16 protein-coding genes and 1 tRNA gene are annotated in these 15,040 nt (G+C 65.9%); 7 read left to right on the top strand and 10 right to left on the bottom strand.

From position 1 onward, the window contains the following. Positions 1-8: 8 nt before the first annotated feature. Positions 9-1,310 (bottom strand): lipase family protein, encoded by a 1,302-nt coding sequence (locus tag IU452_RS19740; RefSeq protein WP_195110558.1) that lies wholly within the window; start codon positions 1,308-1,310, stop codon positions 9-11. 382 nt (positions 1,311-1,692) lie between these two features. Between IU452_RS19740 and IU452_RS19735 the strand changes: the two genes are divergently transcribed. Both IU452_RS19735 and IU452_RS19730 read left to right on the top strand, forming a co-directional pair. Further along, positions 1,693-2,886, top strand: coding sequence for a flavin-containing monooxygenase (locus IU452_RS19735; protein ID WP_195110557.1), 1,194 nt, complete (start codon positions 1,693-1,695; stop codon positions 2,884-2,886). Next, entirely contained in the window at positions 2,883-5,096 is a 2,214-nt protein-coding gene (locus IU452_RS19730; RefSeq protein WP_195110556.1) for an MMPL family transporter, read from the top strand. Before IU452_RS19735 ends, IU452_RS19730 begins: the two co-directional genes overlap by 4 nt. 83 nt (positions 5,097-5,179) lie before the next feature. Here IU452_RS19730 and IU452_RS19725 read toward each other — a convergent pair whose 3' ends face one another. Continuing rightward, positions 5,180-6,259, bottom strand: coding sequence for a fatty acid desaturase family protein (locus IU452_RS19725; RefSeq protein ID WP_195110555.1), 1,080 nt, complete (start codon positions 6,257-6,259; stop codon positions 5,180-5,182). A gap of 58 nt (positions 6,260-6,317) precedes the next feature. After that, the gene (locus IU452_RS19720; RefSeq protein ID WP_195110554.1) at positions 6,318-7,211 is read right to left on the bottom strand and encodes an enoyl-CoA hydratase/isomerase family protein; all 894 of its coding nucleotides are present in this window, start codon (positions 7,209-7,211) and stop codon (positions 6,318-6,320) included. 104 nt (positions 7,212-7,315) lie between these two features. Between IU452_RS19720 and IU452_RS19715 the strand changes: the two genes are divergently transcribed. From IU452_RS19715 to IU452_RS19705, 3 genes are all read left to right on the top strand, one after another. Further along, positions 7,316-7,768, top strand: coding sequence for a helix-turn-helix domain-containing protein (locus IU452_RS19715; protein WP_324192708.1), 453 nt, complete (start codon positions 7,316-7,318; stop codon positions 7,766-7,768). Positions 7,769-7,884: 116 nt separating this feature from the next. Next, positions 7,885-8,571, top strand: coding sequence for a hypothetical protein (locus IU452_RS19710; protein WP_195110553.1), 687 nt, complete (start codon positions 7,885-7,887; stop codon positions 8,569-8,571). Positions 8,572-8,686: 115 nt separating this feature from the next. Beyond that, positions 8,687-8,977 (top strand): hypothetical protein, encoded by a 291-nt coding sequence (locus IU452_RS19705; protein ID WP_195110552.1) that lies wholly within the window; start codon positions 8,687-8,689, stop codon positions 8,975-8,977. 46 nt (positions 8,978-9,023) lie between these two features. Here the strand turns inward: IU452_RS19705 and IU452_RS19700 are convergent, their stop codons facing one another. Together IU452_RS19700 and IU452_RS19695 are read right to left on the bottom strand one after the other, a co-directional pair. Beyond that, complete coding sequence (locus tag IU452_RS19700; RefSeq protein WP_228818263.1) at positions 9,024-9,371, bottom strand: DUF397 domain-containing protein; 348 nt, start codon at positions 9,369-9,371, stop codon at positions 9,024-9,026. 200 nt (positions 9,372-9,571) lie between these two features. After that, on the bottom strand, positions 9,572-9,961 hold the full coding sequence (locus IU452_RS19695) for a MerR family transcriptional regulator (protein WP_324192707.1): 390 nt from the start codon (positions 9,959-9,961) through the stop codon (positions 9,572-9,574). Between the two features lie 72 nt (positions 9,962-10,033). Between IU452_RS19695 and IU452_RS19690 the strand changes: the two genes are divergently transcribed. Beyond that, entirely contained in the window at positions 10,034-10,957 is a 924-nt protein-coding gene (locus IU452_RS19690) for an LLM class flavin-dependent oxidoreductase (RefSeq protein ID WP_195110549.1), read from the top strand. 20 nt (positions 10,958-10,977) lie between these two features. On the opposite strand, the gene IU452_RS19685 is transcribed toward IU452_RS19690, so the two are convergent. Further along, positions 10,978-11,682, bottom strand: coding sequence for a winged helix-turn-helix transcriptional regulator (locus IU452_RS19685; RefSeq protein WP_195110548.1), 705 nt, complete (start codon positions 11,680-11,682; stop codon positions 10,978-10,980). Between the two features lie 150 nt (positions 11,683-11,832). On the opposite strand from IU452_RS19685, the gene IU452_RS19680 reads away from it, so the two are divergent. Then, positions 11,833-12,084 carry a hypothetical protein gene (locus IU452_RS19680; protein WP_195110547.1) on the top strand — a complete coding sequence of 84 codons (252 nt, stop codon included), beginning with the start codon at positions 11,833-11,835 and terminating at the stop codon, positions 12,082-12,084. Positions 12,085-12,121: 37 nt separating this feature from the next. Here IU452_RS19680 and IU452_RS19675 read toward each other — a convergent pair whose 3' ends face one another. From IU452_RS19675 to IU452_RS19660, 4 genes are all read right to left on the bottom strand, one after another. Next, complete coding sequence (locus tag IU452_RS19675) at positions 12,122-12,610, bottom strand: hypothetical protein (RefSeq protein ID WP_195110546.1); 489 nt, start codon at positions 12,608-12,610, stop codon at positions 12,122-12,124. 2 nt (positions 12,611-12,612) lie between these two features. After that, positions 12,613-12,993, bottom strand: a complete 381-nt coding sequence (locus tag IU452_RS19670; protein ID WP_195110545.1) for a hypothetical protein — start codon at positions 12,991-12,993, stop codon at positions 12,613-12,615. A gap of 244 nt (positions 12,994-13,237) precedes the next feature. Continuing rightward, positions 13,238-13,311 (bottom strand) — tRNA-Leu (locus IU452_RS19665). Positions 13,312-13,366: 55 nt separating this feature from the next. After that, positions 13,367-14,833 (bottom strand): peptide MFS transporter, encoded by a 1,467-nt coding sequence (locus tag IU452_RS19660; RefSeq protein WP_195110544.1) that lies wholly within the window; start codon positions 14,831-14,833, stop codon positions 13,367-13,369. Between the last annotated feature and the right edge of the window lie 207 nt (positions 14,834-15,040).

Here is a 15,040-nt window from a genome sequence, read left to right as displayed (position 1 = left end):
TCGTCTAGCTAGTTGCCGTCCTGCTCCTTGATGCCTTCCGGCTGTTCGCCGATGGCGGCCTGATCACCGTTCGCATCGTTCGGCGATGCCATGGTGGCGACATCCTTGATCTGGCAGCCGGTCGGTGCGGGTATCCCGTCCATTCTTTCCGTTATCCAGCGATCCACCGACGGTTGGGCCATATACGGAATGGTGATCGCCTCACTGGCGTGGTCCCGGACATAGTGGATGCTCGCGTCGGGATTGTTTTCGCAGTAGTTGTTCACCATGCCGTCCACCATCGCGGTGGGAACGACCCAGTCGAAGTACGGCTGGTAGTAGTACATCGGCATGTCGGGCATCGTGCCTCCCATGCGGTTCTGGTCGATCACCGATTTGACCACCGGATCGTCCAATGCGCCCGGCGGGAGTGATCCCAACACGCTCTGTACGGGGAAGATGGTATTCGACCACCCCATGCACCAGGTGCTGTGAAGGCTCCGCATCACCTGTCCGTACCCGTCCATATGCTCGTTGAGATAGCGATCCAGCTCGGGATATTCGCGAGACAGGCCGATCAGGCCGTCGAACATGTTCGGGGACGCGAGTCCATTGTCGTTGTGCACGACCAGCGCACCGACATCGACCACCGGACTACCGACGGCGGCGCCCTGAATATTGAGATCCGGCGCATACGAGCTGTGCTGCTCCGCCGCCCACTGGGTGGGAACGGCCCCACCGAGATGCCCCTGCATGGTCACCGGGGTGCGCCGCCCGTCGAGATCCAACGGGTAGAAGTTCTCGGCCGCGCGGATGCTGTCGAGCGTGATGTGCCCACCCAAGGGGCCTGCGGCGAATGCCGAGTTGGGGCCCTGGTGATCCGGGATGTTCACATCCCAGCCCTGCCGAAGCGCCTGCTGGAAGGGCTGAATGAATTCGGCGAACGGTTCGATCTGGCCCATGTAGTTGGACGGAACCGATGCCAGCTGGAAGTTGTACGACGGTGCGCAATGGTGGGCGATGGAGTCCTCCGGCACCTGGAACGAGAACAATTTCCGCGGAGTGGGGCCCTGATGCGGCCGCACGACCGTAGTCACCGCGGCGATCGGCTCGTCGCGGCTATTGGTCGAACGGAAAGACAGCTGCCACGCGTTGACGTCCATGGGTCCGCCCACTCCCCAGGCCGCCAGATTCACCTTACGGGCAGCGATGATCTGCCCCGGCTTCAGATCGACGAACCGCTCCGGCGCCGGCCTGTAGAACGGGTCGAACTCCGGCGCCGTCGGCGGCACCGGGAATGGCAACAATGGATCGATCGGGCCGGTGTACATATCCGGGTTGTCGGATACCGGTGTCGTCGGCGGCGCACATGGACACGACGGGTCCGCACTGGCAACGGCGGACAGTGCCACTTGGACGACGGCTACGGCGGTTACGGCAAGTCCGTGCCGCGAACGCCGGCTCCGTAATGAGAACATTCGACCTTCCTTCGCAGAGTGCATGGAGGTTTCGATGGTTCGAGGTTGCGCTAGACCCTAGCACCCGAAAGTCAATTCTCCCGGAGTACACGACACGAATTTAGATAGGACGGTTGATATTAGGGAACTTCCGAATAAAAGAGGTTGCTGAAGGCCTCTTTTTCGAGCATCAGCTACACGCGAGCAACGGCGCTGCTGTCAGCGGAATTTCAGATCCGTTCGATGTCATGACCCGATGTCGTCGACCGACCTCCGACGCCCCGTCATCATCGGCGCGGGCCCCGCCGGGCTGTCGGCTGCCTGGACACTGACCGAGGCAGGCGTGCGGCCGCTGCTCGTGGAATGCGCCGATCGGCCCTTCTCCACCTGGCACGGCTATTACCCGTCGTTGCGAATGAACTCCTGGCGGCCGTTGAGTTCGCTCCCGGGCATGCGGCTTCCGTCCGGCTGCGGGCCGTGGCCCAGCCGTGACGACTTTCTCGACTACGGCCGCAGGTATGTGCGGGCACTCGACCCGGACATCCGTTACGGCACCCGGGTCGAGCGGATCGACCGCACCGGTCCGTGGTGGACCGTACGGACCGACGCCGGTGACATCGAGACGACGCACGTGGTCGTGGCGACCGGATTACACCGCCGCCCGCATCTCCCGGGATGGCCCGGGGCGGGTGGCTTCACGGGCCGACTGCTGCATGCCCGGGATTATCGTGGGCCGCAGCCGTACCGGGGTCGCGACGTACTGGTCGTCGGCTGCGGACCGACGGGGATCGATATCGCCACCGAGTTGGCCCGCTCCGGGGCGGCCCGGGTTCGGATGGCGATCCGCAACCCGCCGTTGCTGTTTCGGCTCAGCCCGCTGACGTCGCTGCTGAGCCAGGCCGTCAAACACTGGCCGGTGCCGGATGCCCTCGTCGACCGAGCCAGCCTGCTGGTCCACCGCCTGCAGTGGGGCGATCTGTCGGGTCTGGGGCTGGCCCCGCCCCGGCACGGCATCGCGACGGCACTGGCCCGCAGCGGCCACACCGCGGGAACGATCGACCGCGGCCTGGTCTCCGCGGTCAGCGCGGGTGCCGTCGAAATCGTCACGGCGGTCACCGGTTTCGACGGCCCGGACGTCCTGCTCGGCGACGGCACCGCCATCGGGCCCGACACCGTGATAGCCGCCACCGGCCAACGACCGGACCTCGCCCGGCTCGTCGGCCACCTGGGTGTCCTCGCCGAGGTGGGCGGCCGCCCTTTGGTCCACGGCGGCCGCACCCTCGGCCACGCCCCCGGGCTGTACTTCCTCGGCTACCGGGTCCCCTCGGGCCAACTCCCGGACCTGGCCACCGACGCCCGTGCCATCGCCCGCATCATCACCGGCACCGGCCGCCTCACACCCTTGCGCCACCGCCTCATCGCCCCCTCGAAATCCCGGAGGTGCGCGTGACGTCGGCGCGTATTGCCGAGTTCGTTCATCGTGCGCCGTGCCGCGTCGTCGCATGGGTACTGATATTCGTTGCCGCCGCAGGGGTGTACGGGCTGCCGGTGAGTACGCAGTTGCCCGCGGGCGGGTACGACGTGCCGGGGTCGGAATCGGCGAGGGCCGCACAGGTTCTCACCGATACCTTCGGGGCCGGGGGGTCGTCTCTCGTGTTCACCGTGACCTCGGACGCGGGTGTCGACAGTGCGCAGGCTCGTGCGCGTGGCCTGGAAATCGTCGAGGAGTTGCAAGGCTCTCCCTATGCGCAGCAGGTCCTCTCGTACTGGACCGCGCCGCCGGGCTTGGCCGCCACGTTGGTGGGGCAGGACCGCCGCACCGGCCTGATCGCGACGCGGATCGCCGGTGACGATCGCGAGGCGCCGTTGCGGGCGCACGAGATCGCCGAGCCGCTGCTCGGCAGCGCCGGCGGTGTCACAGTGACGGCGGGCGGTCAGACCATGGCGCAGTACGAGATCAACCGCCAGTCGCAGATCGATCTGATCAAGCTCGAACTCATCGCGACACCGTTCACCTTCCTGGCCCTGATCTGGATATTCGGCAGCTTCGTCGCGGCCCTGGTGCCGCTGGCCGTGGCGGCGTTCTCCGTGGTCGGCACCGCGGCCGCGCTGCGAATCCTGTTCTCGTTCACCGATGTCGCGGTCTTCGCGGTGAATCTGGCGACCGCGCTGTGCCTGGCGCTGGCCGTCGACTACACGCTGTTCATCCTGAGCCGATATCGGGAGGAGCGGGCGGCGGGCGAACCCTGCGAGCGCGCCTTGGCGCGCACCCTGAACACCGCCGGGCGGACGATCATCTACTCGGCACTCACCTTGGCGTGTGTCGTGGCGACCATGCTCGTCCTGCCGATGTACTTCCTGCGGTCGCTGGCCTATGCGGGAATCGCCAGCGTGGCATTCAGTCTCGTCGGTGCGCTGGTCGTCGCGCCCGCACTCATCGCCCTGCTCGGCGACCGCGTCGAAACCCGTGCCCGCCTTCCCTTCCGGAGCGCTATAGTCCGAAACCCTCAGGACACTGTCTGGTATCGCGCCGCCACCTTCGCCATGCGTCATGCGATGGCTACCGTCCTCGTCCTGACCACCCTGTTCGTCATCGTCGGCCTGCCGTTCCTCGGGGTGAAACTGGGCTATCCCGACGACCGGAACCTCCCGGCCTCCGCCACGTCCCGCCAGACCGGCGACATTCTGCGCACCCAGTTCCCCCAGCAGGACAGTCAGGGGGCGGTGCATATCGTCATGCCGTCGGTGACCGCGTCGGACGAGGCGGTGAGCGCCTACGCCGCACAGCTCTCGCGCGTGGAGAACGTGACCGGAGTCGCCGCCCCGGACGGCCTCTACGCCAAAGGAATTCGTGCCGGAACGGTCACCGCCGACTCCGCCCGCCAGGGTGACGCCGCCTACCTCACCGTCGGCACCACCCTCGATCCGTACTCCGAGGCGGCGAAACAGCAACTGACGCAGCTGAAATCCGTGCCCGCACCGGCCGACACCCTCGTCGGCGGCCTGGCGCAACGCGATCTGGACAATGTCCGCGGCATCACCGATCGGGTGCCATTGATCATCGCGCTCATCGTCGTGGCAACCTGCGTGCTCATGTTCCTGCTCACCGGCAGCGTCCTGCTCCCGGTGAAGGCCCTGATCATGAACTTCCTGTCCCTGACCGCCGCCCTCGGCGCCATGGTGTGGATCTTCCAGGACGGGCACCTCGGCGGCCTGGGGACCGTGGCCACCGGCCACATCAATGCCACCATGCCGCCGCTGCTGGTGTGCATTGCCTATGGCCTGTCGATGGATTACGAAATCTTCGTCCTGTCCCGGATGCGCGAGGAGTGGCTGGCCTCCGGCCGCACGGCCGCCGACAATCAGCGTGCCGTCGCCCTCGGCCTGGCCCGCACGGGGCGGATCGTCACCGCCGCGGCCACCGTCATGGCGATCGTGTTCGTTTCCATTACGACAGCCCAGGTTTCGTTCATGCGCGGCTTGGGCGTAGGCCTCGCGGTGACGGTGCTGCTGGATGCCTTCCTCATCCGCATCCTGCTGGTACCCGCGTTCATGCGGCTGCTGGGTTCCTGGAACTGGTGGGCGCCGCGCCCACTGCGCCGCTGGCACAGCCGCTACGGTCTCGACGACGAATCCGGCGCGGCGCGTGCACTGGTGTGAGCGAGCTTGCGAGGGAACCATGGACACAGCGCGCTTTGCGCACGGTGCCGACGAGCGCCAGCGAGGAGGTGCCGTGAGCAGGGTCAGCGGCCGCGGACCTGCAGGCTGACCCGCCGCAGATGCCGGAGGATCTCCGCATAGGCCGCCGCCACCGACGTTTCGTGATAGCCGAGTCCCGCGGTCCGGCAGTGGGTCATGACAATCGGCCGCGCCCGGCGCAGATTCGGCTGCGGCATGGACGGAAACAGATGGTGCTCGATCTGATAGTTCAGACCGCCGTACACATAGTCGACGATCCGGTTGCCGCGGATGTTGCGAGCGGTCACCACCTGCCTGGTCATCCAGTCCAGCGACTCCCCGTCCGACCGCACGGGCATGCCCTTGTGATTGGGCGCAAAGATCGAACCGCTGTACAGCCCGGTCGCGACGTGGTGTATCCCGATGAACGCCAACGCTTTCCCCGGCTCCAGCACCCAGAACACCGCGGTGAAATAGCACACCAGATGCGTGCCCAGCAGCGTGCCTTCGATCCACGGGCGCCGCACCGCACCTCGCGCGATGGCGCTGATACTCAATACCCGCAGTCCCAGCGACTCCAACGCCGCCATGGGGAAGAAGACCTTGTCCTGGAACCGGACGATCACCCGCCGCACCGCACTCATCGGCTGCCCCGCCTGTTCGACGGCGAAGATCGCCTTGCGGCGCACGATATCCGGATCGGCGAGCAGGTGATTGGGGTTGCTGTGATGGCGGTTGTGGTGGTTGACCCACCAGTCGAAACTGGCCCCCAGCAACAGATTCCAGTGCAGATAGCCGAGCACATCGATGGTCCGCCGATCCCGGCTGACCTGGTGGTGACCGATATCGTGGCCCATCAGCCCGATCTGCACGAAGCAGAACGACAGCCACAGCGCCACCGGCAGTTGCCACCACGAGGACCCGACGACGACGAACACCGTCCAGCAGGCCACCAGCATCGCAATCGTGGCGACGACCTTGGCGAGGTAGTACCCGCGACGCGAACCCAGCAGCCCGGCGTCGCGAATGTCGCTGCGCAGCTGGGGAAAACCCGCTCCGTCCGCCGCGAGCGCCGCCGACCGCTCGGACTCGGCGACCGGATCTGTCGCGGGCGTCGCCAGCAGTTGCTCGTAATTCCCGGCCATGGTTGCGCAATGGTCAACACTCGCTCTGACGGCTCACTGAATCGGCGGCGCGGGTTTTTCAGTGTGGCGTCAGCGGAGATGCGCGCTCGACCCAGAAATCTCTGGCCAGGCCGCGACGTCGATTCCACAGTTCGCCCTTGGCAGCGAAATTGCGCAGACCCGCCCCTTCGTCGGAGTCGGCCGCTCGCCAGTTGCCGTTGACGGCCGAGGTGATCCCCACCGACAGGGCCTCGAAACCCTGCGCGCTGTACAGGTCGGTTTCCACCCCGCGATTGATGATGAATTTGAGCTGCCGCAGCATCTGCTGATTCTTCGACAGCAGCACCTCCACCAGGGCATCCACCTCGGCGGTCAGTCGATCGTCGGCGACGACGCGGTTCCACAGCCCGAGTTCGCGGGCGCGGGCGGCCGGGTGCAGCGCACCGAGCATGTTCACCTCTTTGGTCAGCCGCCTGCCGATCAGTCGCGACATCCGGGTGGTGCCGCCCCATCCGGGCGTGATCCCGACATCGATCTCCGGCATCCCCCAGCGGGCCCGCTCGGTGGCGACCACGAAATCGCAGGCCATCGTGATCTCCAGCCCGCCACCCACCGCATAACCGTCGACGGCGGCGATGGTGATCTTGTCCAATTCCTCCAGCGCATTGGCCGTCGCCTGATAGCGCCGGACCGTACGCAGCACCTCGTTGAGATCCGTACCGGCGTCGAGCCCGGCCGCGAATTCCACGAGATCGTCTCCCGCACAGAAGGTTTCACCTGCTCCGGAGATCACCAGCACCTTGACCGCTGTCGATTCCTGCACCAGCGCGATCGCCTCGGCCAGCTCCGCGCTCAACGCGATCGAGAGCGCATTGCGAACTTCCGGACGGTTCAAGGTGATTCGCGCAACCGGCCCGCGTTCCTCGTAGCGCAGGAATTCGAATGGGGATTCTGTGTGACGGGGATCGGGCATGACAGCCCTCCGTTTCCTACCGAGTAGACCTGAACATGTCCAGTAGTAACCCGAAGAAACTAGTATGGCAACGAAACCACTTCGGAACGAGAAACTAGGTTCCCGTGAGTAACCAGTCGAAATCCCCGGGCCCCCACCAGCGCACGGACGGTATAGAAAGCGCCGCCGAGGTGATCGGCAAACGCTGGAGCCTGCTCATCCTGCGCGAAAGCTTTTACGGCGTGCGCAGATTCGGTGAGATGGCGCGCAACCTCGGCATTACCAGAAAGGTCCTGGCGGCCCGCCTCGACGAACTCGTCACCCTCGGCCTGCTGCAACGCCGCAGATATCGCACCGATCCCGACTGGTACGAGTACGTGCTGACCCCCGCCGGCCGAGACCTGTACGGCGCGATCCTGGCGCTGCTGCACTGGGCCGACGTGCACCGCCCCGCCCTGGGCGAGCCGGTCCGCCTGCACCACATGCCCTGCGACCACGACACCCACGCCGTCGTCGTCTGCGCCCACTGCCGCCGGGAACTCGACCCCCGCGACGTGGAGGCCCGGCTGCCACGCTGAGACCGTGATACACGTCACGATCGGGGTGCTCACGGGGAACTTCTTCGGCCCTGTCCCCGACCTTCACCGACGGCACGCTTCGGTGCTACTCCTCTGGCAAGAAGGTAGATCTGTCGATGAAGACTCTGACGTTCGCAGTGGTTTCGATGTGCGCGGTGGCGGCGGTCGCCGGGTCCGCCGGGCGAGCCACCGCCGATCCGGCGCCCGAATCCATCGGCTACTCGCTGCGTCTGGTCGACAAGTCCGTGGTGCTGAGCGTCGACAAGGGCAGCCTGGCGGCCACCGACGGGCGCCTCGAGCTGCGCGATCCCTCGGGAGCTCCGGCAGCGACGTTCCCGCTCACCTATCGACGCGACAACGCCGTCTTCCCGATCGCCGCCGCGATCGACGCGTCGACCGTGACCCTCACCCCGGACACCGACGCGGCCCATGCCGTGCCCGCGCCGGGCCCGGCGGTCCGCGCACAGGACATCGCTATCGACCCGCAATCGCCCGAATTCAATACGGCCGTCATGAACTTCTCCACCCAGGCCGGGCTCGGAATCGCCCTGGGCACACTGCTCGGCACGGCCGTCGGGGCGGTGGTCGGCTGTGTCGCCGGTGGCGCGCTGGTGGGTGCGGCGGCGGCCGTCCCGACCATCGGCGTGCTCGCGGTCCCCGGATTCCTGGGCGGATGCCTCACCACGGCCGTCGCGGCAGGTGCCATCGGCGCCGTCGTCGGCAATGTCGTCATCGGTGTCCCGGTCGCGGTCGTGGCGGCGTGGTGGTTCTTCGACGCGTTGCGCACCCAGGCCGTCAACTGATCGTAAACACCTTCCGAGCAGGGGAGATGGGGCCGATGCGGAAGATGTTGTTTCGTCGAGCAACTTCTGGCTACTCCAGAGAGAACGCCCACGACAGCGGAAGGAACCAGACCAAATGCTGATGCTCACGCCTACTGCCATCGAGGCCGTTCGCACTCTCACCTCGGCGGAGGGCACGCCGGAAGGCGCGGGTTTGCGAATCTTCGCGGCCGATAACGCCGAGGCCCTGCAGCTCGCGGTCGCCCCGGCCCCGGCCGAAGAAGACCAGGTCCTCAACGCCGAAGGCTCTCGCGTCTTCCTGGACGAGCGGGCGGCCGCCTTCCTGGACGACAAGATCCTCGACACCGGCTTGGACGCCGACGGCCAGGGCGCTTTCATCCTGGCCCAGCAGGACCAGGCTTCCTGATCGGGTAGGGCTTATGCCATAACCCGCCGCCCAGATCCGGAAAGGATCAGGGGCGGCGGGTGAATTGGCCGTCTGCGACGCCTTTGGTGAAGGCGTCCCATTCGGCCGCGCTGTAGACGAGAGCGGCGGTCTCGGCAGTGATGGTCGCACCGCCGCCGGGGTGGAGTGACAGCTTGATGCCGCCGGGGAGGGTGCCCGACTCGCTGCTCAGGACGAGGTCGAGGAAGGACTGCCAGTCCGTGGGGGCGATGGAGACGATGGGTTGTTGATCCGCGGGCCCCGCGTACTTGCTGTCTCGGATGAGCACCGAATCGCGCCCAAGGGAGACCTCGACGCAGGTCCCGTTAGCCCCGCTGTATGTGGATTTGCAAAAGTGTGGGCACACCCTGACCATCCTATCCGGCTCACAACCCGCCTGTTCGGGCTCAGCGACTCGTTGCGATCGAGGGCGGACGAATGCAGTTGTCCGTAAAGGTATTCGAGCGTGTCCACGTCTTGGCGCGCGTTGCGGGGCAGTCGAAATAATCATCGATCCCACCGACGCCCCGCACCTGCTCCCGCGTCCGCCTTGTGAACGCCTGTTCCTCGACCCCTTCACGGGAGGGTGACCGCGGCGCGGAAGCCTTCGCACTGTTCGAGTCCGTCGTGTCGCGGGCATTCGAGCAGATGCCGCAGGTAGGTGCGGGCGTCGTCCAATTCGGCCATGCGGGCCTCGATCGTGGCGATCCGAGAGGTGACGATCTCACGCCAATCGCCGGTGGCCGCGCGAGCATCCAGGACGGCGGCGATCTCGTCGACGGACATCTGCCCGGTGGCCCGCCACAGGCGAATCAGCGCTATGCGATAGATCTGGTCGCGGTCGTAGTACCGGCGTCCGGACCGTCGGCTGGGTGTGATGAACCCGCACCGCTCCCAGTAGTGCAGCGTCGACACGGGGATCGCGAAGTGGTCGGCAACTTGCCGGATCGATGTCAGGTCGCTCACCGAACCAGTTGAACTCAACCCGGGTTGAGCGGGCAAGGTAAGCCTCACCATACGTTGCACGGAAGGACTGCCATGCCGCTGAATCTCGGTGTCTCACTTCCCACCTTCGTCGGCCACGGCGGAACCATCGGCGATATTCCCGCCTTGGCTCGGCATGCCGAACAGGCCGGATTGGATACGGTGTGGGTCGGCGACCACCTGAGCGCGCAGACACCGTTCCTGGACAGCGTTGTCGCCCTCGCCGGTGCCGCCGCGGTCACCGAGCGCATTCACCTGGGTTTCGGCGTCATGCTGCTGGCCCTGCGGCAGCAGGCGTGGGCGGCGAAACAGCTTGCCTCCCTGCAGTATCTGTCCGGCGACCGCGTCCTGCTCGGCGTCGGCGCCGGAGGCCATCCGGACGAGTGGCCCGCCGGCGGGGTTCCCTACACCGCCCGCGGCCGCCGAACCGATGCGATGCTGCGCGCGTTGCCCGACCTGTTCGCAGGACGATCGACACCGCTGCTAACCGTGCCCGGCAAGCCGACACTGACGCTCGACCCGCCCGTCCCGGCCCCACCTTTGTGGATAGGCGGCATGTCGGACCGCGCGTTGCGGCGTGCCATCGACCACGGCGCCGGATGGCTGGCCTCGCTCCTCACTCCCGACGAACTCGCCGCCCGCACAGCCGCTTTGTCGGCCCTGGCGAAAGAGGCAGGCACCCCCACACCCCAAATCGGCACCACCGTATTCGCCGCCCTGACCACCATTTCCGAAGGCGAGCGCCAAGGCCACGACCGCGTAGTCCGCTTCCTCCGCTCCCTGACCGGCGAAGACGGCCTCTCCGAGGAAAGAGCAAACCGACTAGTGATCAGCGGCCCACCCGAAAAACTGGCCGACCGCCTATCCGCCTACGCCCATTCAGGCGCAACCACCTTCATCATCAACCTCTCCGGCCCTGACCTCCCCCACCAATACGCCCTCCTCGCCCAAACCCGAGAACTCCTGAGCGAGCACTGAGGCTGTTGGCCTCTCGCGATTTACTCGCGACGTTGCTCGCTCGACGAAGGTTTGGGGGCGATGGTTTCGAGGGCGGCGAGGAGTGGGGTGAGGAGTTGGCCGATTGCTTCTGGGTTGCCGGAGGCTTCGATGCGTTGTTGGGCCAGGGCATCGGGGACGGAGAGAGTGCCGGCGATGATGGCGGCCAGGGTGCCGGAGTCGTAGGTGAAGGTGGCGTCGGGTGGGTGGTCACCGGGGCCGGAGTAGACGTCGGCTCGGCCGTCGTGGATGTGGAGGTGGGCGACGCTGCCGTCGGCGTGGAATTCGTAGTAGGCGTCAATGCCTCTCAACGCATCCGGGTCGAAGAGCTGAGCCAGGAAGACCAGCGCCCACTCGGCGCGGAAGCGTTGCGTGGGAGCGCGGCCGCCCTCGGTGTAGTGCCTGGAACCCCAGAGGGCGAGCGGGATCATCGCCCGCGCCAGTTCCCGGCCCACCGCGGTCAGTTCGTACACCGTCGAGGCGATCGGCGGGCGCAGGTGACGCCGCGCGATGATGCCGTCGAACTCCAGTTGCTTGACGCGGCTGGCAAGCAGGCTCGTCCCGATGCCGTCCAGCGCCGCGGCCAGATCGGAGTAGCGCTTCGGCCCGGACATCAGCTCGCGCACGATCAGCAGGGTCCACCGCTCCCCGACGATGTCGAGCGCCAGAGCGAGACCGCAGAACTGATCGTAGGTACGGCGCGGCACTCTATGACCCTAACACTCGGGAAGCGTATCCGAAGGTCTCACTTCAATTACCGTCTTCCGCACTTCGAAACTTTATGGAAGAGTACATACATGGCTGCACAGCTCGCTCGCCATCACAAGATGTCCGGCCTCCCGGCAACGAGGATCGCGATGAGTGACGGACAGATCACGCCCGAAGATGCAAGCGACGGCTGGGTTCTCGGCGGCGATCCGGAGCGGCAGCAACTGACCAAGGACTTCGGCCCCGTCCGCGCCCGAATCCTAGCAACCACCCAGACAACCTACGTCTGGACGATCACCACCCGCGACAACCAGTTCCTCCGCGAGGCCTCCAGCCCCTGCCTCGACAGCGCCAAGTCCGCCGCCACCGACTGGGTCGCCGACTACACCGAAGATCGGTGACAGAAGACCCCCACCTTTCGGCGGAGGTCTTCTCACATCAGCTCTCCGGCCTCAGGTCGGCGAAGTTGTCGACCCACTCGGATTTTCCTCCACCCACCGGGCCACCATATTTGTAGTGGTACCTGAGGGCGTCCGGCCTGGTGGTGCCGGACGGGCAAATAGGCTCGAACCGGACCGTGCGGTTGAGCAACGGAGCCTTCTCCGAGTTCAACGTCACGGCAACCTTGTCTCGCTGGCCAGGATCGATAACGAACTCACCGGTGAAAGTCTTGTCGGTGTAGTAGGACGAGTACATTTCACCATCAACCTTTTGCGGCGGGTACAACGTGATCTTCCATCGGGGGATGTCGGACCGGTTTCCCATCCGACCCACCCATGCACCGTAGTAGTCCTCGGCCTGTGTACCGCACTCCTCGGACGGCTGGGCGTCCGCCGTCACGGCACCGATGCAACCCATGGTGAGCAGGGACGTGACAAGCAGCAGTGCCCCTGTCGATCGCTTAATCGTCGTGCCTCCCTCTCGCATGCCTACACCTCGACAGTTTCTTCGAAAATCGCAGCCTTCGGCCCGATCAATTCGAAGACCACCTCGATCTCACCGGACTCGAATTGGTCCCCCACCGCCGGAGTGATGGTGAATTTCTTGGTCTGGTCCGTCCCGTCGCACACGGCGTCCGCTTGATCACCGCCGAGTGTCATGGCGCCTTCGGCGGTCTGACTGGCGACGACGGACAGAGTGTCGATCTCACCGCTCTCACAGGTGTAGCTGACCGTGACCTCGAGACCCGAATCGGTCAGCTCGGCCTTGTCGACCGACGCCGTCGGATCCGGCCGGGCGTGGGCGGTGGCAGCGGCACCGGTCAGCGCGGCACAAGCCACGACGACCGCCGCGAACGTGGAAAGTTTCATAGACACCCTTCTGTCGGAGTCCAGAGTTGCTGTGCCACAGGTAAAGAGATCGCGGCAACCCGCGGGTAATTCCATCTGAGAGTGACACCGCATCTTCTTCGGAGCTGCGCGGCATCGGGATGGGTCGGCCCCCGCGACTCGCTCCGACACGCGGGCCCACCCCGGACACACGAGTGACCGGGTGCCCCGAACCCGGGGCACCCGGTCCTACGCACGGATCCGCGCCACCTGCCTGCACTCTCGGTGCCCCCGATCGGGCTCGAACCGATACTGGGCGGATTTTAAGTCCGCTGCCTCTGCCAATTGGGCTACGGGGGCGTGCGGGTAGCCTACCGAATTTGTACGGGCGTCTCGGAATTATCCCGGAGTTTGCTCAGTGGACGCCCTCCATGAGACGGCTTACCCGGGGAGCGAAGAAGTAGACGATCACGCCCACCGCGATGGCGACCAGGCCGGTGAGGCCGAAGTAGGCGACCTCGTGGTCGGCGTCGTAGAAGCGGGACAACACACCGGACATGGCGGTGCCGAGGCCGATGGAGAAGAAGTACAGGGCCATCATCTGGGCCCGGAACGCCTCGGGCGCAAGCTTGGTCGTCACGGCCAGGCCGATCGGGGACAGCAGCAGTTCGGAGACCGCGAAGCCACACAGGATGAAGAACACCAGCAATGCCGGCACGCTGCGGCCCTCGAATCCGGCCAGCGGTACGAACAACAGGAAGGCGGCACCCATTCCGATCACGCCATAGGCGAATTTGCGCGGCGTGCTGGGCGCCCTGTTGCCCAGGCGGGTCCACATGATCGCGAACAACGAGGAGAGCGTGATGATCCAGACCGGCTCCATCGAGCCGACCCAGTTCGAGGGCGCTGTCCAGCCGAAGATCGACCAGTTCATCCGCGTGTCCGAGTAGACCGCCAGCACGGTGAACATCTGCTGGAACAGCGACCAGAACACGGCATTGGCGATGAACAGCGGGATGAACGCGCGCACCCGGGTGCGTTCGGTCGCGGTCACCTTCGGATGCATCAGGATCACCGCGAAGTACACGACCGAGGCGACCGCGATGACGCCGGTCGTCACCCAGGACAGGTTCGACAGCGTGATCAGCTTCGTCGCCAGAGCGATCGCGACCACGATCACCGCCGCGGCGAGCACGCCCAGCACCTTGCCGACCTGGCTGCGCGGCAGTGGATTCGGCACGGTGCGGCCATGCGCACCCAGGTTGCGCCGGAAGATCACGTACTGGGTCAGGCCCAACGTCATGCCGATGGCGGCCGCACCGAATCCGTAATGGAAGCCTGCATGGTCCCGCAACACACCGGTCACCAGCGGACCGGTGAAGGCGCCCAGGTTGATGCCGAGGTAGAACAGCGTGAAGCCGCCGTCGGCCCGCGCGTCACCCTTCTCGTAGAGGGTGCCCAGCAGCGAGGACGCATTGGCCTTCAGCGCGCCGGCGCCCAGCGCGACCAGCACCAGACCCACGCCTACACCGGCCAGCCCGGGGAGTACCGCCAAGGCGAGATGCCCGGCCACGACCACCACGCCGCCGTAGAACACGGTGCGCTCCATGCCCAGCACCCGGTCGGCGACCCAACCGCCCAGCACGGTGGACAGATACACCAGGCCGCCGTACGCGCCGACGATGCCGGTGGCGGTGGCCTTCTCGAGCCCCAGACCGCCCTCGCCGAGTGAGTAGTACAAGTAGTAGCCCAGGATCGTGAGCATGCCGTAGAACGAGAACCGTTCCCACAGCTCGACTCCGAACAGATTCACCAAGCCGATCGGATGCCCGAACACCGTCCGTTCGGGCTGCCGCTGCTCAGGCTGAGCCACTTGCGTCATGCGCTCGACCTTTCCATGTCACGCAATTTTTCAGCAACCGGGGTTGCGGTCGCGGGAGTTCCCGCGATCCGGCTGTCGGCTGCCGCGGCCAGCAGAGTAGCGGGCTATGTGTGTCGGCGAAGTAAATTCCGGTCAGAATGTTGGACGTATGAGCAATTTGCTCTCAACATGCTCATCTACCGGTACGCCAGCTTGGCAGGATGCACT

Origin of the sequence: Nocardia transvalensis (assembly GCF_015477765.1) — a bacterium.
In the GTDB taxonomy this organism is placed as follows: domain Bacteria; phylum Actinomycetota; class Actinomycetes; order Mycobacteriales; family Mycobacteriaceae; genus Nocardia; species Nocardia transvalensis_A.
The sequence above is the reverse complement of the archived record's forward strand: the minus strand, read 5'-3'. Positions and strand labels throughout refer to the sequence as shown.